This window comes from Micromonospora echinofusca, from assembly GCF_900091445.1.
Taxonomy (GTDB): Bacteria; Actinomycetota; Actinomycetes; order Mycobacteriales; family Micromonosporaceae; genus Micromonospora; species Micromonospora echinofusca.
This window is the reverse complement of record NZ_LT607733.1, coordinates 3,176,942-3,195,692: the sequence shown is the minus strand read 5'-3', so window position 1 is coordinate 3,195,692 and position 18,751 is coordinate 3,176,942. Positions and strand designations below refer to the sequence as shown.

The following is an 18,751-nucleotide window of genomic DNA, read 5'->3' as shown; positions in this document are numbered from 1 at the left end:
TCGACCGGCCCGAGGTCGATGAGGTCCCCGGCCGGCAGGTCCGTCGGGCGGTGCCGCGCCCGCCGGGCTCTCAGCCGGAGCGGTGGTCGACCATCGCCTCGACGAGCGCGTCGAGGGGTACGGTGGCGAAGCCGACCCGGGCGTCGCTGGCCCCGTACGGCAGCCAGAGCAGCCCGTCGTGGAGCAGGCCGCCGCAGGAGTAGACGACGTTCGGCACGTATCCTTCGCGCTCGGTGTCGTCGGGGGCCAGCAGCGGCCCGGGCAGTTCCGCGAGCACCCGCTCCGGCCGGTGCAGGTCGAGCAGCAGGGCCCCGATGGCGTAGCGGCGCATCGGCCCGACGCCGTGGGTGAGCACCAGCCAGCCCGACGCCGTCTCGACGGGCGATCCGCAGTTGCCGACCTGGATGAGCTCCCAGCCGCGGCGCGGCCCGTGCAGTGGCACCGGCGCCTGCCAGGTCCCGTCGTCGGCCAGGACGGTCAGGCCGATGGTCTCGCCGTCGGAGCGGCAGAGCGCCAGGTGCCGACCGTCGACGGTCCGGGGAAAGAGCGCCATCCCCTTGTTCCGGGCGCCCGGCCCGCGCATCGGGTCGATCCGGAACCGGGTCAGATCGTCGCTGGCCAACCTCCGGGCGGCGATGCGTCGACCGTCGTACGCGGTGTACGTCGCCTGGTACGTCGGGGTGCCGGCGTCGTCGACGAACCTGACGAAGCGGGCGTCCTCCATGCCGCTGCTCTCCGCCGCGGTGGCCGGCCAGAGCACCCGCTCGTGCAGGAGGGTGTCGGCCGGGAAGGCGACGGCGTAGCTGGCCGCGGAGAGCCGGCGCAGCTGCTCCAGGGTGTCCGTGGTGGTATGGCGGTACAGCAGATCGGGTGGCAGCGCGGCCAGTGTCCGTTCCAGGCCGGCCTCGTCGTACCGCTCCGGCAGGGCCGCCAGCACGGTGGCGCAGACCTCGTTGTCCCAGCCCTCCTCGCGTAGCCCGGCGGCGAGCAGGTCCCGTCGGTGGTGGACGTGGCTGCGCCGGCCGCTCACCAGCGGTCCCGACCGTCTTCCCACGGCGAGGCGGCTCCCGGGCCCCAGCACGGCGCTGGCGAACCCGATGGAGGAGAGGTGACCCTCTCCGATCTGGCGCAGGCTGACCGCCACCCGCAGCTGCCCCGGGCGCAGCCCGGACTGGTCGGGATGGGCCACCATGGACGGATTGCACAGCGCCGCGGCCTCGACGGCGTACTCGTGGCTGAAGTAGGCGCCGACCAGCAGCCGCGCGGTGGGGGAGAGCTGCCGGCTGCGTTCGACCCGGTGCCGGACGAGCTCGTAGTGGTGCCGGAAGGTGCCCTCCAGGTCGCGGTGCCGGTCGCCGAAGTCGCGCAGGGTCCGCCGGAGCAGGAGCCGCGTCTGGTCCGGGTCGAGGCTCGCGATCCGGTCGACGAGGTCGTGCGCGCGGGTGTGCGCGACCGCGGCGTCCTCTCCCGGGACGAAGAGCTTGACGACGACCCGCCGGGGATCGGGAGCGAGCGTGCGGCTCTGGCGGGTGGCCAGGATCCCGGTCACGACCGCTGCCGGGCGTGCTGGAGGGTGGAGATCAGCGCCAGGGTCGACTCGGCGCCCTGGTTGAAGTTGGGGCCGTGCGGGGTGAGCCCGTCGTAGCCGCCGCCGGTCGCCGGGTCCCACATGGCCATGCCGAGGTCGTTGTGACCCAGGAACCATCCGACGGCCCGCCCGAGCGCGATCCGCCAGGCCGGGTCGCCGGTGATCGTGGCGGCGGTCGCGCACGCGTCGGCGAGGGCGGCGACCTCGATGGGCTGTTGGTCGTGCCGCGGACGGGCTCCGTCGCGCCGCCAGCCGCCGACGGGTACGACCGAGAGCCGCCCGTCGCGCACCTGCACCTCGCACAGCCAGGTCAACATCCGCAGCCCGTCGGCGAGCAGTGCGGCGTTCCCGCGCAGGTGGCCGGCGGCGATGACGACCTCCGCGAGGGCGGCGCTGGCATAGCTGAGCCGCTGCTGCGGCCACGGCCAGCGCGGATCGGGGTCGGCGGCACCGACCGCCCCGGCGGCGTCGTCGAGCAGCGCCCCCGCCACGGCGTGCCCGGGGTGGCGGCGCAGCACCTCGGCGGCGCCCAGCCCGGCGAAGGCCATGGCGTGCGGCGCGGCCGACCGCCGGGCCGCGCCGCGGCTGAAGGCCACGAGCGCCTCGGTGCGGATCCAGTCGGCGGGGTTGCGGGCGGCGGCCGTCCCCAGCCCCCACAGCGCCCGCCCCCACCAGTCACCGAGACCGGGCTGGTCGGTCCAGCGCCGGTCGTGGCCGAGGCGGTTGTGGAAGGCGCCGCGACCGTCCTGGGCGTGGGTGAGGAAGGCCAGGTAGCACTCGGCCAGCCCGAGCACCTGCGCCGACGGTTCCGGCTCCCGGCTGGCGACCAGCAGACCCCGGGCGACGTCGTCGGTGCAGTAGCCGTGTTCCCGACGGACGATGGCGTGCCGGGCGTGCTCGAAGAGGCCGGTGTCGTCACTGAGCCGGGCCAGGTGGGTGAAGCTCGGCGCGGGTACCGGCATGCCGGCGCCGGACCGGTCGCCCGACGTGGTCACGCAGCTGCCGGGGTCACGGTGGGCGACCGGCCGGCGACGAGCCGCCCGGCGAGGGCCTCGTACCGCGCCGCCACCGACGGCCAGCGCAGGTCCGCCGCGATCGGTCGGGAGCGACCGGCGAGGCTCGCGGACAGGCCGGGTTCGGTGAGGATCCGCCGGATCGCGCCCGCCAGTGCCGCCGGGTCCCGATGGGGTACGACCAGCCCGGGGCCGCCGGTGAGCAGCTCGACGGCGTGCGGGAAGGGCGTGGCGACGACGGGGACGCCAGCGGCCACCGCTTCGGTCAGGACGCCGGAGGTCACCTGTTCGGTCGAGTCGTAGGGCAGCACGACCACGTCGGCGGAGCGGATCAGCGCGCCGAGCGTGGCCTGGTCCTGGTACGCGGCCTGGTAATCCACGCCGTGCGCGACGCCGAGCTCGGCGCCGAGGCGGTGCAGGCCGGCCCGGTACGCCTCGCCCTGGTGCTCGATCACCTTCGGATGGGTCCGGCCGGCGACGGTGTACGTGGGGGTCGGGTCCAGGTCCTGCAACCGGGCCAGCGCCCGCAACGCCCACTCGATCCCCTTGCCCGGCCCGAGCAGTCCCCAGGTGAGCAGGTGCGGGCGGGTGCGCCGCAGGGTGGGCGCGCCCACGGGATCGGCGGCGCCGTGCGGGATCACCGACACCTTCGCGGGGTCGACGGCGTAGCCGACGAGCAGCCGGTCGTGGGCGGTGCCGGTCATCGTGACGACCGCGCCGGCGGCGGCCACGATCTGCTCCAGCAGCGTCTTCTGCCGGGCCGAGGGCTGACGGAGCACGGTGTGCAGGACCACGATGCTCGGCACGGTGAGCCGCCGCAGCACCGGCAGGACGTCCTCGCCGTCGGGTCCCGGGTAGATGCCGTACTCGTGCTGCACGACGGCCACGTCGAAGGCGTTGAGCGCCGCGGCGGCGCCCCGCCAGCCGGCCGCGTTCCGCGCGGACCAGGTGTGCACGACGCCCGGTTCCGGGCGCGGGGCGTCGCCGGGGGCGGTGACCCGTACGACGCCGCCGGGCGGTCCGCCGGCGGTGAGATGGGCGGCGAGGGCCGAGTTGAAGGTGGCCAGCCCGCACCGGGTCGGCGGGTGGGTGCTCAGGAAGCCGTAACGGGTGGACATCGGGTGCCGTGCCTTCCGGTTGTCGGCCGCCACCGAGGGACGGGGCGGGCCTCACGAGGTAACGGCGCGCGTCGGCCGACGTGGACGGCCGACGGACGGGTTCACCGGCGACCGCCGCGTCAGCGGGGTGGGGCCGGCGGCGAACCGGGGTCGAGTGGGAGCCGGACTTGTGGTGGACCTGGGCGCGTGGAGGACGTCAGCGTTCGGGGCGACGGGCGAGGTCGTCGTAGACGGCGAGGTAGTCGGTGACCATCCGGTCGGCGCCGAAGCGCTGCCGGGCCCGGGCCCGGCAGGCGGCGCGGTCGATCGACGTCACCCGACCGACCGCCTCGACGGCCTGCTCGGCGGTCCGCACGAGCAGCCCCGTCACCCCGTCGTCGACCACCTCGGGCATCGACCCACGGGCGTACGCCACGACCGGTGTCCCGCACGCCATCGACTCCACCACCGACAGGCCGAACGGTTCGTCGAAGGCGACGGGGTGCAGCAGGGCGGCGGCGCCGCCCAGGACCTCGGCGCGGCGGCGTGGGCCCACGGCGCCGAGGAAGGTGACCCGCTCGCCGTCGACGTGCGGCGCCACCTCCTCGCTGAAGTACCGCTCGTCCTGCACGATGCCGCAGATGGTCAGCGGCCGGCCGGCCCGCCGGGCGATCTCGATGGCGGTGTGGGTGCCCTTGTCGGGGTGGATCCGACCGAAAGCCACCAGGCCGGGGCCGGGATCGGGGGTGAACGGCAGCCCGTCCAGGTCGACCCCGTGGTACACGGTGGCGAGGTAGTCGAGCCCACGGACCCGGTCGGCGTCGGAGATGGAGACGTATGCCGAGCGGCCCTTCTCGTACGCCGGCAGGATCCCCACCCCGGAGAAGCCGTGCACGGTGGTCAGCAGCGGGGCGTCGCAGTGCGCGGCGAAGGCCAGCGGCAGCCAGTCCAGGTGACTGTGCACGAGGTCGAACTCGGCGGAGCGGGCCAACGCGTGGGAGACGTGCATCGCCTCCCAGACCCGTCCGTCCATGCCCTGATCCTCGGCGTAGCCGCGCGGGCACACCCCGTCCAGGGCGGCGGAGGTGAGCGAATCCAACGTGGCGAAGAGCGTCACGTCCACACCCCGCGCGACGAGGCCTTCGGCCAGGAGGCCGGTCACCTGTTCCCACGGGCCGTAGTGGCGCGGCGGCGTCCGCCAGGCCACCGGGCCCAGCAGGGCCACTCTCACCGTGTCGTCGACCCGTCCAGTTCGGCGAGGTCGAGACGCAGGGTCGCGAGCAGCCCGGCGTGCCGGGTGGTGTCGACCTGCGCCGGCAGTTCCCGTTCGACCCAGTCGGCCCTGGTGTGCTGGTCGCGCCGACGCAGCGCGGCGACGATCGTGTGCCGGGAAACTGTCATGGTCTGCTCCTTGGTGGTGATGGTGGGAAGGTCGCCGGTGCGCCGCTGCCTGGGGGGCGCTGTCGGGGCGGGCATCCCGGCCGGTCCGGCGTCGGCCGGGCGGGAAGGGGCGTCGGGGTCGGTGCGGAGACGGCCGCCCTCGCCCTCCCAGGTGTGCCTGTCGGCGCTGCCGGTCCGCGCGGCGGACGTCGTGCCCGCGGCGGCGAGCAGGTTCGGTGAACGCACCAGGTTGCCGGCGGTGACGGCGAGCGCCATCGCCGCCTCGGCCAGGCCGACCGGGGTCTGCGGCGGGACGACCAGCAGGTCGACCCGGTCGTCGTTGAGGCAGATCGCGGTCAGCAGGGTGGCGGGCTGGCTGGCGAAGTAGCCGACCCGCACCACCCTGCCGTCGACGGCCAGGCGGCGCGGGTTGCCGTCCCAGACGTCGGCGTTGAGGACCAGCCGGACGATCGGCCCGTGCAGCAGGTCGATGGCGAGGACGAGGCCGGGCAGCTCGGCGAGCGGATCCGTCGAGCGGGGCCACCAGCCGCCGTCGAGCAGCGTACGCGTGGTGCGGGTCGGTTCGATCCGCAGGCGCGGCGTCGACGGCGGCGATGGGAGATCGAGAGCGTGGGTCGGTGGCGTCATGTCGGATTCCTCATCGCCGTGACCGCGGCGTAGCGGTGGGGTCGTGCGTCAAGGTCGCGTCCTGCGCCGGGCGGACGTCCGGTGCGCCGACTCGCCCGGTCGGATCGTCGGTTGCCCCGCTCCGGGGCGCCCTCGCGGTGCGGTACGGGCGGTGCCGGTCACCGTGGTGTCGACCGCGAGCGTCGCGCGGGTCAACGGCACCCTCGGCCGCTGGCAGGTGAGAGGGACTTCCCGGAGATGGTGCGTCGTGCCACCGCGAAGGACGCGGTGATCGAGGCGGGCCGGATGACCGTCGGATCGGGTCGGGACGTCGCGTGCCCTCGGGCGGAGCCGGCGTGGCGGGCCCCTCAGGAGTGGGATGCCGTCGTTTCCGGGATGCCCCCAGCCTACGCCTGCCCGGGCCGGTCCGCGCGGCACCGACCGGGGTCGGCGTCGTGCCCGTGCGCAAGTCCCTGCCGGCCCACTGAACCCGAGGGTGGAGCAGGCGTTGGCGCTGGCCGGGTTGATCGAGCTGTCGCTCGCGCTGGAGAAGCCGGAGCTGGTGCCTGACTGGGGCGCCCGACTCGCGGCGCTGCCGCTGACCGCGCCGGAGCGGACGCAGGTGCGGCAGGCGATCGCCGATCCCGCCGTACTCGAGGTGTGGCTGCCGGACGCGACCTGACGTCTCTGACCGGGGCGGTGGCCCCGGGTCGCACCCCGTCGCGTCGGTCTGTGTTCAGCCGGCCGGCTGCTCTGCGAAGGTTGGGGCATGGCCGCGCCGTTTCGCTCACGTCTGACCGACTGGAACGTGTCCGTCCCGCTGCTGGCGATCCTGGTCTTGATCATGACCTGGGGGCGTGACCTCTCCGGTCCCGTCGTGGTGGTCGTGGCTCTGCTGCTGGCGGGCGCGGTGCTGGCCGCCGTGCACCACGCCGAGGTGGTGGCCCACAAGGTGGGGGAGCCGTACGGCTCGCTCGTGCTCGCCGTGGCCGTCACCGTCATCGAGGTGGCCCTGATCGTCACGCTCATGATCAGCGGTGGCGAGAAGACGCAGTCCCTCGCGCGCGACACCGTCTTCGCCGCCGTGATGATCACCTGCAACGGCATCCTAGGGCTGTCGCTGCTGATCGGGGCGCTGCGCCGACGGGTGGCGGTGTTCAACTCCGAGGGCACCGGCGGGGCGCTGGCCACCGTGACCACTCTCGCCGCGCTGAGCCTCGTGGTGCCGACCTTCACCACCAGCCGGCCGGGACCGCAGTTCACCCCGGCGCAGCTCGCCTTCGCCGCCGTGGTCTCGCTCGCCCTCTACGGCCTGTTCGTCATGGTGCAGACCGGCCGCCACCGCGACTACTTCCTGCCCGTCAACAGCCAGGGGCGGGTGCTCGGCACCGAGGGGCACGCCGAGCCGCCGTCCGACCGGGCCGCCCTGCTCAGCCTGGGACTGCTGCTGGTGGCGCTGGTCGCCGTGGTGGGCGACGCCAAGTCGGTCTCCCCGGCGATCGAGTCGGCCGTGGCCGGGGCGAACCTGCCCCCGTCCTTCGTAGGGGTGGTCATCGCGCTGCTGGTGCTGCTGCCCGAGACGCTCGCCGCCGCCCGGGCCGCCCGCCGCGACCGGGTGCAGATCAGCCTGAACCTGGCCCTGGGCTCGGCCATGGCCAGCATCGGGCTGACCATCCCGGCGATAGCGCTCGCGTCGATCTGGTTGGAGGGCCCGCTGCTGCTCGGTCTCGGCGGCACCCAGGTGACCCTGCTCGCCCTCACCGTCGTCACGAGCGTGCTGACCGTGGTGCCGGGCCGGGCCACCGTGCTCCAGGGCGGCGTGCACCTGGTGCTGCTCGCCGCCTTCGTCTTCCTCGCCGCGAGCCCCTGACCGGTGAACCGGCGCGGTCCCGCCGCCGGGTGCGTCCGTGTCCGGGCATGAGGGACCTACCACGGGGGTACTGCACGCCGCGACGCCGACGCCGGGGAGGGCACTGTGACGACGCGCGTGGGACGCCGACCGCGAAGCTCGCTGGCCGGCCTGCTGGTGGCCCTCGTCGCGGCGGCCGGGTGCGTGGTCGGCGGGGTGTCCGAACCCGAGGGACAGCAGCCCGAGCCGCCGCGCCCCGGCGGCGGGTCCTCGCCGGGTGCCGAGCAGACCCGGGCCGACGGCACCACCAGCGTCGCGGAGTTCCGGCAGGACGTCGCCGACGCGCAGAGCATCGCCGAGCGGTACTGGGCCGCCCAGTTCCGGGCCTCGGGGCAGCGGTTCCGCCCGATCCGCCGGATCATCCCGTACCAGCGGGCCGGGGAGGTCTCCTGCGGCGGGCAGCCGCTGCCGCGCAACAACGCCGTCTACTGCTCGGCGGGCGACTTCATCGCCTACGACGTGAACTGGTCGGTGGCCGCGTTCCGGCAGGTCGGCGACGCCTTCGTGTTCTACCTGCTCGGCCACGAGTACGCGCACGGCATCCAGGCCCGGCTCGGCATCCGCTACTCCTACACCATCCAGCAGGAGTTGCAGGCGGACTGCATGGCCGGGGCCTACCTCGGCGACTCGGTACGCGCGAAGGCGCTGCGGCTCGCCGACGGCGACCTGGAGGAGTTCCGCGAGGGGCTGCTGGCCGTCGGGGACGCCCCCGACCAGCCGTGGTTCGCCGAGGGCGCGCACGGCACCGCCGAGCAACGCACCGAGTCGTTCTTCCGCGGCTACGAGAAGTCCCTCGCCGCCTGCGACCTCGGCTGAGACCGCCGGGGCGCAGTCAGTTCCACCACTGCCGTACCCACACCGACGCGCCGCCGCCGTTGTCGCCGAGGTTCGGGTCGTTGAAGGAGAAGATGAGCCGCGACGGCGCACCGCCGTTCGAGTAGAGCATGCAGCCGCTGTCGGCGCCGACCGGGAACCACCGGCCCGTGGTGTAGGTCAGCCCGTTGCGCAGCACCAGCATGGACCCCGACGTCACCTTGGCGATCAGCGCGTACCGGGGGGCGTCGGGCGCCGGCCAGCCGCTGCCGGCCAACGGCAGCTCGCCGGAGATGGACTTGCGGGTGCCCCAGTGGTCGATGCGGATCGTGCCTATGGCCGACGCCCGGAACACGTCCCGGTCGACCATGCCCACCGGCGAGGGCCACGTGGTGTGCACGTTGCCCGGCGCGAACCAGTCCCGCTCATCCTCGTGCTGGGGGGTCTCCAGGTCGTAGCAGCGGTCCAGCGGCAGGCTCGCCGCGGCGGCCGGCCCCGCCGGCCAGATCGCGACGGCGGCGGCGAGCAGGACCACGGTGCACCGGGAGACCAGGGATCGGACGCGCATGGCGACCTCCGCGCGAGGGGCCGCCGTGCCGGCGACCGGTTGTCCCCGAGTCTCGCGTGTGGGCGCAACCCGTCGGCCAGGTCACCCCGCGACACCTGGGCGCGTGCCGGCGCCGTGCCGGCTGAGAGGATCCCCGGGTAGCCACCCGAGGGAGGACCCGCTGAACAGCCACCACCTGGCCGCCGTGCTCTTCGACATGGACGGCACCCTGGTCGACAGTGAGAAGCTGTGGGACGTCGCGCTGCACGAGCTGGCGGCCGAGTACGGCGGCACCCTCTCCGATCCCGCCCGCAAGGCGATGATCGGCTCCAGCATGGCCGCGTCGATGCGCATCCTGCACGACGACCTGGACCAGCCGGGGCGCGATCCCGAGGCCAGCGCGGCGTGGATCAACGCCCGCATCCTGGAGCTGTTCCGCACCGGCCTGCGCTGGCGTCCCGGCGCGCTGAACCTGCTGCGGGCCGTCCGGACGGCGGGCATCCCGACCGCGCTGGTGACCTCCAGCGGCCGGCCGCTGGTCGAGGTGGCGTTGGACACCCTCGGACGCGACAGCTTCGACGCCATCGTCTGCGGCGACGAGGTCGACGCCGCCAAGCCGCACCCCGAGCCGTACCTCACCGCCGCCCGGCTGCTCGGCGTGCCGATCGCCCGTTGCGTGGCGATCGAGGACTCGCCGACGGGGGTGGCCAGCGCGCTCGCCGCCGGCGCGGCGGTGCTGGCCGTACCGGCGGAGGTGCCGATCGGGCCGCTGGACGGCGTACACCAGTTGGAGAGCCTGACCGGCGCGGACCTGGAGCTGCTGGCGGCCCTGCTCGGCGCGCCGCCGCCCGTCGGCTGAGACGACGAGGGCCCCACCGGCGGGGCCCTCGTCGCGCGTCGGGATCAGTCGTGGGCGATGGCGCCCAGCACGTTGATCCGGGCGGCCCGCACCGCCGGCAGTGCCGCCGCGACCACCCCCACGATCGCGGCGAGGCCCAGGAAGATCCCCATCTGCGTCCAGGGCAGCACCAGGTCGGTGATCCCCTCGTCGCGCAGCGCCTCGACCACGGCCGCGCCGAGGCCGGCGCCGACGACCACGCCGAGCAGCGCGCCGAACACCGAGATCACCACCGCCTCCACGGTGATCATCCGCATGGTCTGCGCCCGCCGCAGGCCGATGGCCCGCAGCAGCCCCAGTTCCCGGGTGCGCTCCAGCACCGACAGCGCCAGGGTGTTGATGATGCCGAGCACGGCGATCACGATGGCCAGCGCCAGCAGGATCTGGATCATCGTGAGCAGCCCGTCCAGCTGGCCGGTCTGCTGCTCGATGAACGCCTCCCGGTCGGCCACCGACACCTCGGGGGAGTCGGCGAGCAGCGCCTCGATCTGCGGCTGCACGTCGGCCACCCGGGTGCCCGGCGCCAGCTGGATGAAGCCCTGGATCGGCTGCGGGATGGTGAAGTCGCGTGCCGCCTCCGCCGGCAGCACCACCGGGTTCGTCAGCTGGGAGCTGGCGTAGATGCCGGTCACCGTGTAGGTGCGCGCCTCGCCCCGCGAGGTCTGCACCGGCACCTTCGAGCCGACCGAGAGGCCGCGGGCCGTCGCCGTGTCCGAGCTGACCAGCATCGCGTCCGGCGCCAGCCGGTCGATGTCGCCGGCGGTGGGCTCGGCGCCGAAGATCTGCCGCAGCGCGGCGACGTCACTGCTGGCGGCCACCCAGGTGCGCTCGCCGCCGACCATCGCCAGGTCGCCGTACTCGCCGTCGACCAGGCGCACCCCGGGGATCGCGGCGGCCTTCTCCAGCACCGCCGGGTCGAAGCTCGGCGGGCGGGGGCCGCTCTGCGCCCCGGCGATCACCAGTTCCGCCTTCAGGCTGTCCTGGGCGAGCCCGCCGATGCTGCTCTTCGCCGAGTCCAGGATCACCGTCACCCCGGTGACCAGGGCGATGCCGACCATCAGCGCGGCGGCGGTGATGGCGGTGCGGCGCGGGTTGCGCCCCGAGTTGAGCCGCCCCAGCTTGCCCGGCACCGACCAGGCGAAGATCGCGCCGAGCAGGCTCACCACCGGCCGGCTGATCAGCGGCGTCAGCAGGGCCACGCCGATGAAGGCGAACAGCACCCCGCCGAGGATGGTGGCCAGGGTGCTGCCCCCGGCGTTGCCGGTGAGCCCGAGGGCCAGCAGCGCGCCGCCCACGGCCGTGACGACCGCCCCGGCCACGGTGATCTTGGTCAGCGGCCGGTCGGGGGTGGCCACGTCCTGCATCGCCGCGATCGGCGGGATCCGCGACGCCCGCAGCGCCGGCAGCAGCGCCGCCACCACGGTGATCACGAGGCCGACGGCGAACGCGCCGATGACGGCGGAGAGGGGTACGCCGATCCCCGCCAGGGTCAGCCCGCCGGCGAAGGTGCTGAACAGGTACGCCAGCAGCGCGCCGATGCCGATGCCCGCGCCGAGGCCCAGCACCGAGGCGACCAGCCCCACCGCGACGGCCTCCAGCACCACCGAGCCGATGATCTGGCGTCCGCTCGCCCCGACGGCGCGCATCAGCGCCAACTCCCGGGTGCGCTGCGCCACGATGATCGAGAAGGTGTTGAGGATCAGGAAGGTGCCCACCAGCAGCGCCACCGCCGCGAAGCCGAGCAGGATCCGGTTGAAGAAGGACAGCGCCTCCTTCATGCCGGCCGCCGCGTCCTCCGACAGTTGCGCACCGGTCTTGACCTCGAAGCCGGCGCCCACCGCGGCGGCAACGGCGTCGCGCAGCGCCTCGTCCGACACCCCGTCCGCGGCGGTGACCGAGATGTTGCTGAAGGTGTCGGGCGCGCCGAGCATCAGCTTCTGCGCGACCGGCGTCGTGAACATGATCTCGTTGGCGCCGCCGATGGAGTCCCGGTCGCCGCTGTAGCCGAACACGCCGACGATGGTGAACTCCTGCTTCGGCCGGAGGGTCAGCACGCCGACCCGGTCGCCGACCTTCACCTTGCCGGCCGTCGCGAGCGCCCTGTTGATGACGATCTCGTCGTCGGCCTGCGGAGCCCGCCCCTCGCGCAGTCGCACCAGGTCGCTCTCGCCGGTCCAGTTCTCGCCGAGCTGCGGCGGGCCGAACGAGGCCACCACCTTGCCGTTGCTGCCGATCAGCCGCGCCCCGTCGACGCCGACCACGCCGGTGGCCTCGGCCACGCCCGGCACCGCCCGCACCCTGTCCAGGGTGGCCGCCGGCACCGGCTCGGGCACCACCGGCATGCCGTCGGTCTCGCCGACGTCGATCTTCGGCTTGGCGGCGACGTTGACGTCCACCCCCTCGTACGCGTCGGCGAAGATCGCGTCGAACGAGCGGCCGAGGGTGTCGGTGAGCACGAACGCGCCGGAGACGAACATGACGCCCAGCACCACGGCCAGGCCGGAGAGGATCAGCCGGACCTTGCGGGCCAGCAGGCTCTTGAGGGTCGCGCGGAACATCAGCGCCCCACCTCGGCGGGGGTGTCCAGCTTCTTCATGGTGTCCAGCACCGTCTCGGCGGTCGGCTCGATCAACTCCGAGACGATCTGCCCGTCGGCGAGGAAGACCACCCGGTCGGCGTACGCGGCGGCGGTCGGGTCGTGGGTGACCATGACGATGGTCTGGCCGTGCTCGCGTACGGAGTTGCGCAGGAAGTTGAGCACCTCCGCGCCGGCCCGCGAGTCCAGGTTGCCCGTCGGCTCGTCGGCGAAGATCACCTCGGGGCGGGCGACCAGCGCGCGGGCGCACGCCACGCGCTGCTGCTGGCCGCCGGAGAGCTGCGCCGGCCGGTGGTCCAGGCGGTCCCGCAGCCCGACCGTGGCGATCACGGTGTCGTACCAGGCCGGATCCGGCTTGCGCCCGGCGATCGACAACGGCAGCAGGATGTTCTCCTTGGCCGTCAACGTCGGCAGCAGGTTGAACTGCTGGAAGATGAAGCCGACCTTGTCGCGGCGCAGCTTCGTCAGGCCCGCGTCGCCCAGCCCGGTGACCTTCGTGTCGCCGATCGACACCGTGCCACGGGTCACCGAGTCCAGGCCCGCCAGGCAGTGCATCAACGTCGACTTGCCCGAGCCCGAAGGCCCCATGATCGCCGTGAACCGGCCGCGCTCGAACTCCGCGCTGACCCCCCGCAGCGCGACGACCTGCGCCTCGCCGCTGCCGTACACCTTCCACACGTCGTTCGCCCGGGCCGCGGCCTGCGCCTGCTGGCCTACCGTCGCGGTCACGTCATCTACCTCTTCCGTCTGTCTTCGATCCGCGCCGCCCCCGCTGGTCCGGCACGGCAGTCCCATCATCTGTGCCCGCCCGCCGCGATCCGTCCGACTCCGGTCGGAGCCGGGGCGGATTTCGCGCTGCGGGTGCCCCCCACCGCCGACTCAGGGTTGCCCCTGAGTCGGCGGCCGGTCGAGGGCCTTCCCACCGGCCCGGACCGATCCTGCACAGTGACGCCGCGTCAGGGTCAACCACGCGACGACCCCTGCGGTCACGGTAGGTGACGGCGACAACCGCGCCGTCGTGCGCGGCGCACTCGGCGGTACGCCCCACACGCCGTCGGCGACGAGGCGCTACGCGCGCGGGCGCACCAGACCCGACTCGTACGCCAGCACCACGGCCTGCACCCGGTCGCGAAGCCCGAGCTTCGTCAGCACGTGCCCGACGTGGGTCTTGATGGTGGTCTCGCTGACCGACAACGCCCGGGCGATCTCGGCGTTGGACAGCCCCCGGGCCACGTGCACGAGCACCTCCCGCTCGCGCTCGGTCAACGCGCTCAGCGTCCGCGGCGGCGCGGCCGCGGGATCGGGCAGCACGTCGGCGAAGCGGTCCAGCAGACGCCGCAGGATCCGCGGCGCCACCACCGCGTCCCCGGCGGCCACCGTGCGGATCGCGGCCACCAGGTCGTCGGCCGGCACGTCCTTGGCCAGGAAGCCGCTCGCCCCGGCCCGCAGCGCCCCCACCACGTACTCGTCCAGGTCGAAGGTGGTCAGGATCAGCACCCGCACCGGCAGGCGGGCGTCGACGATCGCCCGGGTCGCGGCGACCCCGTCCATCCGCGGCATCCGGATGTCCATCAGCACCACGTCGGGCAGCAGCCGGCGGGACAGCTCCACCGCCTCCAGGCCGTCGGCGGCCTCGGCCACGATGTCCAGGTCGTCCTCCGTGCCCAGCACCATCCGGAAGCCCGTACGCAGCAGCGGCTGGTCGTCGGCGAGCAGGATGCGTACCGGCCGTGCCGGTACCGTCGTGTCGGTCATCCGATTCCCCCGTCCCGATTCCCCGGTCACGCCGCCGCGCCCCGCGGCTCCACCGGGATCCGCGCCGACACCCGGAAGCCCCCGCCCGGGCGGGCCCCGGTGCGCAGGACACCACCGTAGAGGGCGACCCGCTCCCGCATGCCGACCAGGCCGTGCCCGATGCGGTCGCCGTCCGGCCCGGGTCCGCGCCCGGTGTCGGTGATCTCCACGTCGACCGTGCCCCCGTCGAAGCTCAGCAGCACCTGGGCGGTGGCCGCACCGGCGTGCTTGAGCGTGTTCGTCAGCGCCTCCTGGGTGATCCGGTAGAGGGTCAGCGCCACCCCCTCCTCCAGCACCGCCGGCGTGCCCTCCACCCGCAGGGTCACCGGCAGGCCGGCCTCGCGCACCTGCTCCACCAGCGCCCCGATGCCGGCGAGGCCCGGCTGGGGAGCCAGGTCGGCGGCCGGCTCGGCGTCGGTACGCAACACGTCGAGCAGTCGGCGCATCTCCCGCAGCGTCTCCCGGCTGGTCTGCTCGATGGTGGCGATCGCCCCGTCGGCCGCGGCCGGGTCCTTCGGCAGTACGCGGCGCGCGCCCGTGGCCAGCACCCCCATCACGCTGACGTGGTGGGCGACGACGTCGTGCAGCTCCCGGGCGATGCGCCGGCGTTCGTCAGCGACGGCCCGTTCGGCCAGCGAGCGCTGGTTCTCCTCGGCCGCCCGGGCCCGCTCCCGCAGCGCCTCCGTCGAGGCCCGGCGGGCGTGCACGGCACGCCCCACCGAGTACGACACGACGCCGACCAGCAGGTTGTTCAGCACCAGGTAGGTGGGACTGACGTTGGCCAGCAACTCGTCGGGCGGCGGGGCGAGGACGCTGGTGACGCAGACCGGCACCCACAGCGCCAGTGCCGCCACGGCCGCCGTACGCGGTGGTCCGACGGTGGCCGCCGTGTAGGTGAGCACCATGAAGGTCATGCCCTGGGTGGCCGGCGCGGGGCCGAGCAGCAGGGGCACCGCCAGCGTCGCCACCGCCAGCGCGACCGCCGCCCACGGGGCCACCCGCCGCCACGCCACCGGCACGGCGCACACCACGCTCCAGCCCAGCGCCGCCAGCAGCCGCCCCGGCCAGAACTCGCGGGGAGTCAGCGCGGTGAGCACCACCTCCGCCACGACGAGCCCCCCGGCGAGGAGCGCGTCCGCGGCGAGGGGGTGCCGGCGCAGCCACGCCCGGGGGGCCGAAGTCATACCGCGACGCTATCCGCCAACCCGCCCGATTGATCGTCGCCGGCGGTGAGGTCGGCCTCCTCCGTCAGGAGGAGAGCCCCTCATCCCTGTCGGCGCCGGCCGGGTGGGGGCCTCGGGTCACTCGTCGGCGCCCGGGGGCGTCGGGTGCGACCGGGCGTCACGCAGCGGATCCGGCGCCGCCAGGGTCGGAAACGGCGGCGGCGTGCCCCCGTAGGTCGGGCAGAGCGCCTGGTGGCTGCACCAGTCGCACAGCCGGCTCGGCCGGGGGCGGAAGTCCTGCTGCGCGGTCGCCTGCTCGATGGCCCGCCACAACGCCACCACCGTGCGCTCGAAGCGCAGCAGCTCGTCGGCGTCGGGGGCGTAGTCGCAGACCTCCGCGTCCTTGAGGTAGAGCAGCCGCAGCACCCGGGGAACCACACCCCGGGTGCGCCAGAGCACCAGCGCGTAGAACTTGAGCTGGAACAACGCCCTGGCCTCGAACGCCTCTCGCGGCGCGCCGCCGGTCTTGTAGTCGACCACCCGCAGCGCCCCGTCGGGCGCCACGTCGAGCCGGTCGACGTAGCCCCGGATCAGCAGCTCCTCGTCGACCACCGCCGAGATCAGGCTCTCCCGCTCGGCCGGCTCCAGCCGGCGCGGATCCTCCACCGCGAAGTAGCCCTCCAGCAGCGCGGCGGCGGAGCGGAGGAACTCGGCCGCGGCGGGGGAGTCGCCGTCGGCGAACAGCGCCGCCAGCTCCGGCTGCTCGGTGACCAACCGGTCCCACTGCGGGCCGACCAGGTCGCCGGCCGCCGCCGGGGTGCGCCCGGTGGCCGGCAGGTCGAACAGCCGCTCCAGCACCGCGTGCACCAGCGTGCCCCGGGCCTGCTCGACGGTCGGCCGCTCGGGCAGCCGGTCGATGCTGCGGAACCGGTAGAGCAGCGGGCAGGTCTTGAAATCCGCCGCCCGCGACGGCGACAGCGAGGCCCGCACGGTCGCCGGGACGTCGGCCGGGGTCGAGGACTGCTGCGTGGTCACCGGTTGCGCCGTCATGCCCGAAGGTTAGGGCACCGGTGTGACACCACCACCGTCGCCGCACCGGTGCATGATCGCCTCGCCGCACCGGCGCGTGGTCCCGTCGCCGCGCCGGCGCATGATCTCCGCCGCGTAGCATCGAGCCGATGGAGCAGACGAGGCGACCGCGCCGCCGGCCCGACGCCCGGGGCGGCCTGAGCGTGGGCCGGGTGTTCGGGGTGCCGCTGCACCTCAACGGCTCGATGGTGCTGCTCACCCTGCTGGTCACCGTGCTGTACGCCGAGTTCGCCCGCCGGCAGCTCGACCTGTCCCAGCTCGCCGGCTACCTCATCGGCTTCGGCTTCGTGGTCTCCCTGCTCGGCTCGGTGCTGCTGCACGAGCTCGGCCACGCCCTCACCGCCCGCCGCTACGGCATCGGTGTGCGCGGGATCACCCTGGAGCTGCTCGGCGGCTACACCGAGATGGACCGCGACGCCCCGACACCGCGGATCGACCTGCTGGTGTCGCTCGCCGGCCCGGCCGTCTCCGCCGTGCTCGGCGCCCTCGCGGTCGCCGCCACCCTCGCCCTGCCCGACCGCACCCTGGCCAACCAGCTCGCGTTCCAGCTGGCCGTGAGCAACGTCATCGTCGCGCTGTTCAACAGCCTGCCCGGGCTGCCGCTCGACGGCGGCCGGGCGCTGCGGGCCGCGGTCTGGGCGGCGACCGGCGACCGGCACCGCGGCACCGAGGTCGCCGGCTGGGTGGGGCGCGCCGTCGCCGTCGGCACCGCCGCGCTGGTCGTCCTGCTCACCCTCACCCGTGACCTGGCCCCACTGGCGCTGCCGCTGATGCTGCTCGTCGCGTTCACGCTGTGGCGCGGCGCCGGCCAGTCGATCCGGATGGCCCGGATCAGCCGCCGCTTCCCGCTGATCGACCTGTTCCGGCTGGCCCGGCCCGTGTTCGCCGTGCCCACCGGCACGCCGCTGGCCGAGGCGCACCGCCGCCGCGCCGAGGGCGGCACCCCCGGCGCCGCCCTCGTGGTCGCCGACACCGCCGGGCGGCCGGTCGCCCTGGTCGACCCGGCCGCCGCGCAGGCCGTACCCGCGGAACGCCGCCCGTGGCTGGCCGTCGACGCGGTCGCCCGCTCCCTGGCCAACCTGCCGACGATGCCGGTCGGGCTCGACGGGGAGCGCGTCATGGAGACCGTGCAGACCCACCCGGGCGCGCAGTACGTGGTGACCTCAGGCGAAGATGTCGTGGGCGTTCTGCACATCGCGGATCTGGCTCAGCTCCTCGAACCTCAACGGAAGATGAACACGTGACCGCAACTCCCCCCGTCACCCCGGCCGACCCGGGCGTCCCGGTGCCCGCCGACACCCCGGCGCTGCCCCCCGTGCACCGTGGCCCGTTCCGGCCCGGCGACCGGGTGCAGCTGACCGACCCCAAGGGGCGGATGCACACGGTCACCCTGGAGCCCGGCAAGGCGTTCCACACCCACCGTGGCATCCTGGAGCACGACGCGCTCATCGGCCTGCCCGACGGCAGCGTGGTCACCACCACCGGCGGCGGCACCGCCTTCCTGGCCCTGCGCCCGCTGCTGTCGGACTACGTGCTCTCCATGCCGCGCGGCGCCCAGGTGATCTACCCGAAGGACTCCGCCCAGATCGTCGCCATGGGCGACATCTTCCCCGGGGCCAAGGTCCTGGAGGCCGGCGCTGGCTCCGGCGCGCTGTCCTGCTCGCTGCTGCGCGCGGTCGGCACCGGGGGCGAGCTGCACTCGTTCGAGGTGCGCGAGGACTTCGCCCAGATCGCCCGGCGCAACGTCGAGGCGTTCTTCAACGGACCGCACCCCGCGTGGCACCTGCACGTCGGCGACGTCGCCGGCTGCGCCGAGACCGGCTTCGACCGGATCATCCTCGACATGCTCACCCCGTGGGAGACCCTCGACATGGTCGAGCGGGCCCTCGTGCCCGGCGGCGTGTTCATCGGCTATGTCGCCACCACCCCGCAGCTGTCCGAGCTGGTCGAGGCGCTGCGCGAGCGCGGCGGCTGGACCGAGCCGCGGGCCTGGGAGTCGCTGGTGCGCGACTGGCACGCCGAGGGTCTGGCCGTGCGACCGGACCACCGCATGATCGCGCACACCGCGTTCCTGGTCTCCGCGCGTAAGCTCGCCCCCGGCGTCACCGCGCCGCCGCGGCGCCGCAAGCCCAGCAAGGGCGCCGAGGCGTACGCCGAACGCCGCCAGGCGCTTCGCGAGGCGGAGGCCGCCCGGCAGGCCCGGCAGGCGGCGACCGAGGACGCGGAACGGCCGTGAC

Annotated in this window: 16 protein-coding genes and 1 pseudogene; 6 read left to right on the top strand and 11 right to left on the bottom strand. The window is 74.4% G+C overall.

Annotated features, from left to right (window positions below; translation table 11 throughout):
* Positions 1 to 70: 70 nt before the first annotated feature.
* From GA0070610_RS14045 to GA0070610_RS14025, 5 genes are all read right to left on the bottom strand, one after another.
* A complete protein-coding gene (locus GA0070610_RS14045) occupies positions 71 to 1,549 on the bottom strand; it encodes a glycoside hydrolase family 130 protein (RefSeq protein WP_089000456.1) in 1,479 nt (492 codons plus the stop codon).
* On the bottom strand, positions 1,546 to 2,550 hold the full coding sequence (locus GA0070610_RS14040) for a glycosyltransferase (RefSeq protein WP_089003489.1): 1,005 nt from the start codon (positions 2,548 to 2,550) through the stop codon (positions 1,546 to 1,548). Before GA0070610_RS14040 ends, GA0070610_RS14045 begins: the two co-directional genes overlap by 4 nt.
* A gap of 29 nt (positions 2,551 to 2,579) precedes the next feature.
* Positions 2,580 to 3,719, bottom strand: coding sequence for a glycosyltransferase (locus GA0070610_RS14035; RefSeq protein ID WP_089003488.1), 1,140 nt, complete (start codon positions 3,717 to 3,719; stop codon positions 2,580 to 2,582).
* 196 nt (positions 3,720 to 3,915) lie between these two features.
* Positions 3,916 to 4,929, bottom strand: coding sequence for a glycosyltransferase family 4 protein (locus tag GA0070610_RS14030; RefSeq protein ID WP_089000455.1), 1,014 nt, complete (start codon positions 4,927 to 4,929; stop codon positions 3,916 to 3,918).
* Positions 4,926 to 5,726 (bottom strand): DUF5994 family protein, encoded by an 801-nt coding sequence (locus GA0070610_RS14025; protein ID WP_089000454.1) that lies wholly within the window; start codon positions 5,724 to 5,726, stop codon positions 4,926 to 4,928. Before GA0070610_RS14025 ends, GA0070610_RS14030 begins: the two co-directional genes overlap by 4 nt.
* A gap of 475 nt (positions 5,727 to 6,201) precedes the next feature.
* On the opposite strand from GA0070610_RS14025, the gene GA0070610_RS14020 reads away from it, so the two are divergent.
* The 3 genes and pseudogenes from GA0070610_RS14020 to GA0070610_RS14010 all read left to right on the top strand — a co-directional run.
* A complete protein-coding gene (locus GA0070610_RS14020) occupies positions 6,202 to 6,387 on the top strand; it encodes a hypothetical protein (RefSeq protein WP_197697847.1) in 186 nt (61 codons plus the stop codon).
* A gap of 87 nt (positions 6,388 to 6,474) precedes the next feature.
* Complete coding sequence (locus GA0070610_RS14015) at positions 6,475 to 7,575, top strand: calcium:proton antiporter (RefSeq protein ID WP_089000453.1); 1,101 nt, start codon at positions 6,475 to 6,477, stop codon at positions 7,573 to 7,575.
* Between the two features lie 90 nt (positions 7,576 to 7,665).
* Positions 7,666 to 8,430 (top strand): annotated as a pseudogene (locus tag GA0070610_RS14010) (neutral zinc metallopeptidase); the annotation flags it as partial.
* Positions 8,431 to 8,446: 16 nt separating this feature from the next.
* Here the strand turns inward: GA0070610_RS14010 and GA0070610_RS14005 are convergent.
* Positions 8,447 to 8,995 carry a hypothetical protein gene (locus GA0070610_RS14005; RefSeq protein WP_089000451.1) on the bottom strand — a complete coding sequence of 183 codons (549 nt, stop codon included), beginning with the start codon at positions 8,993 to 8,995 and terminating at the stop codon, positions 8,447 to 8,449.
* Between the two features lie 184 nt (positions 8,996 to 9,179).
* Here GA0070610_RS14005 and GA0070610_RS14000 point away from each other — a divergent pair, with 184 nt between their 5' ends.
* Complete coding sequence (locus tag GA0070610_RS14000) at positions 9,180 to 9,833, top strand: HAD family hydrolase (RefSeq protein ID WP_089000450.1); 654 nt, start codon at positions 9,180 to 9,182, stop codon at positions 9,831 to 9,833.
* A gap of 44 nt (positions 9,834 to 9,877) precedes the next feature.
* On the opposite strand, the gene GA0070610_RS13995 is transcribed toward GA0070610_RS14000, so the two are convergent.
* The 5 genes from GA0070610_RS13995 to GA0070610_RS13975 form a co-directional block, all read right to left on the bottom strand.
* A complete protein-coding gene (locus tag GA0070610_RS13995) occupies positions 9,878 to 12,430 on the bottom strand; it encodes an ABC transporter permease (protein WP_089000449.1) in 2,553 nt (850 codons plus the stop codon).
* The gene (locus GA0070610_RS13990; RefSeq protein ID WP_089000448.1) at positions 12,430 to 13,197 is read right to left on the bottom strand and encodes an ABC transporter ATP-binding protein; all 768 of its coding nucleotides are present in this window, start codon (positions 13,195 to 13,197) and stop codon (positions 12,430 to 12,432) included. The genes GA0070610_RS13995 and GA0070610_RS13990 overlap by 1 nt, the downstream gene beginning before the upstream one ends.
* 339 nt (positions 13,198 to 13,536) lie before the next feature.
* Positions 13,537 to 14,223, bottom strand: a complete 687-nt coding sequence (locus GA0070610_RS13985) for a response regulator (RefSeq protein ID WP_089000447.1) — start codon at positions 14,221 to 14,223, stop codon at positions 13,537 to 13,539.
* A 26-nt stretch (positions 14,224 to 14,249) separates the two neighbouring features.
* Positions 14,250 to 15,446 carry a sensor histidine kinase gene (locus GA0070610_RS13980; RefSeq protein ID WP_089000446.1) on the bottom strand — a complete coding sequence of 399 codons (1,197 nt, stop codon included), beginning with the start codon at positions 15,444 to 15,446 and terminating at the stop codon, positions 14,250 to 14,252.
* Positions 15,447 to 15,563: 117 nt separating this feature from the next.
* A complete protein-coding gene (locus tag GA0070610_RS13975; RefSeq protein WP_089000445.1) occupies positions 15,564 to 16,475 on the bottom strand; it encodes a RecB family exonuclease in 912 nt (303 codons plus the stop codon).
* 191 nt (positions 16,476 to 16,666) lie between these two features.
* Here GA0070610_RS13975 and GA0070610_RS13970 point away from each other — a divergent pair, with 191 nt between their 5' ends.
* Entirely contained in the window at positions 16,667 to 17,758 is a 1,092-nt protein-coding gene (locus GA0070610_RS13970) for a M50 family metallopeptidase (protein WP_392567324.1), read from the top strand.
* On the top strand, positions 17,755 to 18,750 hold the full coding sequence (locus GA0070610_RS13965; protein ID WP_392567302.1) for a tRNA (adenine-N1)-methyltransferase: 996 nt from the start codon (positions 17,755 to 17,757) through the stop codon (positions 18,748 to 18,750). Before GA0070610_RS13970 ends, GA0070610_RS13965 begins: the two co-directional genes overlap by 4 nt.
* Position 18,751: the final 1 nt, after the last annotated feature.

Bases quoted from the DNA above. Each gene is read 5' to 3' on its own strand.
- GA0070610_RS13975 (WP_089000445.1), bottom strand. From the start codon at position 16,475: ATGACGGCGCAACCGGTGACCACGCAGCAGTCCTCGACCCCGGCCGAC.
- GA0070610_RS14015 (WP_089000453.1), top strand. From the start codon at position 6,475: ATGGCCGCGCCGTTTCGCTCACGTCTGACCGACTGGAACGTGTCCGTC.
- GA0070610_RS13995 (WP_089000449.1), bottom strand. From the start codon at position 12,430: ATGTTCCGCGCGACCCTCAAGAGCCTGCTGGCCCGCAAGGTCCGGCTG.
- GA0070610_RS13980 (WP_089000446.1), bottom strand. From the start codon at position 15,446: ATGACTTCGGCCCCCCGGGCGTGGCTGCGCCGGCACCCCCTCGCCGCG.
- GA0070610_RS13985 (WP_089000447.1), bottom strand. From the start codon at position 14,223: ATGACCGACACGACGGTACCGGCACGGCCGGTACGCATCCTGCTCGCC.
- GA0070610_RS14025 (WP_089000454.1), bottom strand. From the start codon at position 5,726: ATGACGCCACCGACCCACGCTCTCGATCTCCCATCGCCGCCGTCGACG.
- GA0070610_RS14005 (WP_089000451.1), bottom strand. From the start codon at position 8,995: ATGCGCGTCCGATCCCTGGTCTCCCGGTGCACCGTGGTCCTGCTCGCC.
- GA0070610_RS14040 (WP_089003489.1), bottom strand. From the start codon at position 2,550: ATGCCGGTACCCGCGCCGAGCTTCACCCACCTGGCCCGGCTCAGTGAC.
- GA0070610_RS14035 (WP_089003488.1), bottom strand. From the start codon at position 3,719: ATGTCCACCCGTTACGGCTTCCTGAGCACCCACCCGCCGACCCGGTGC.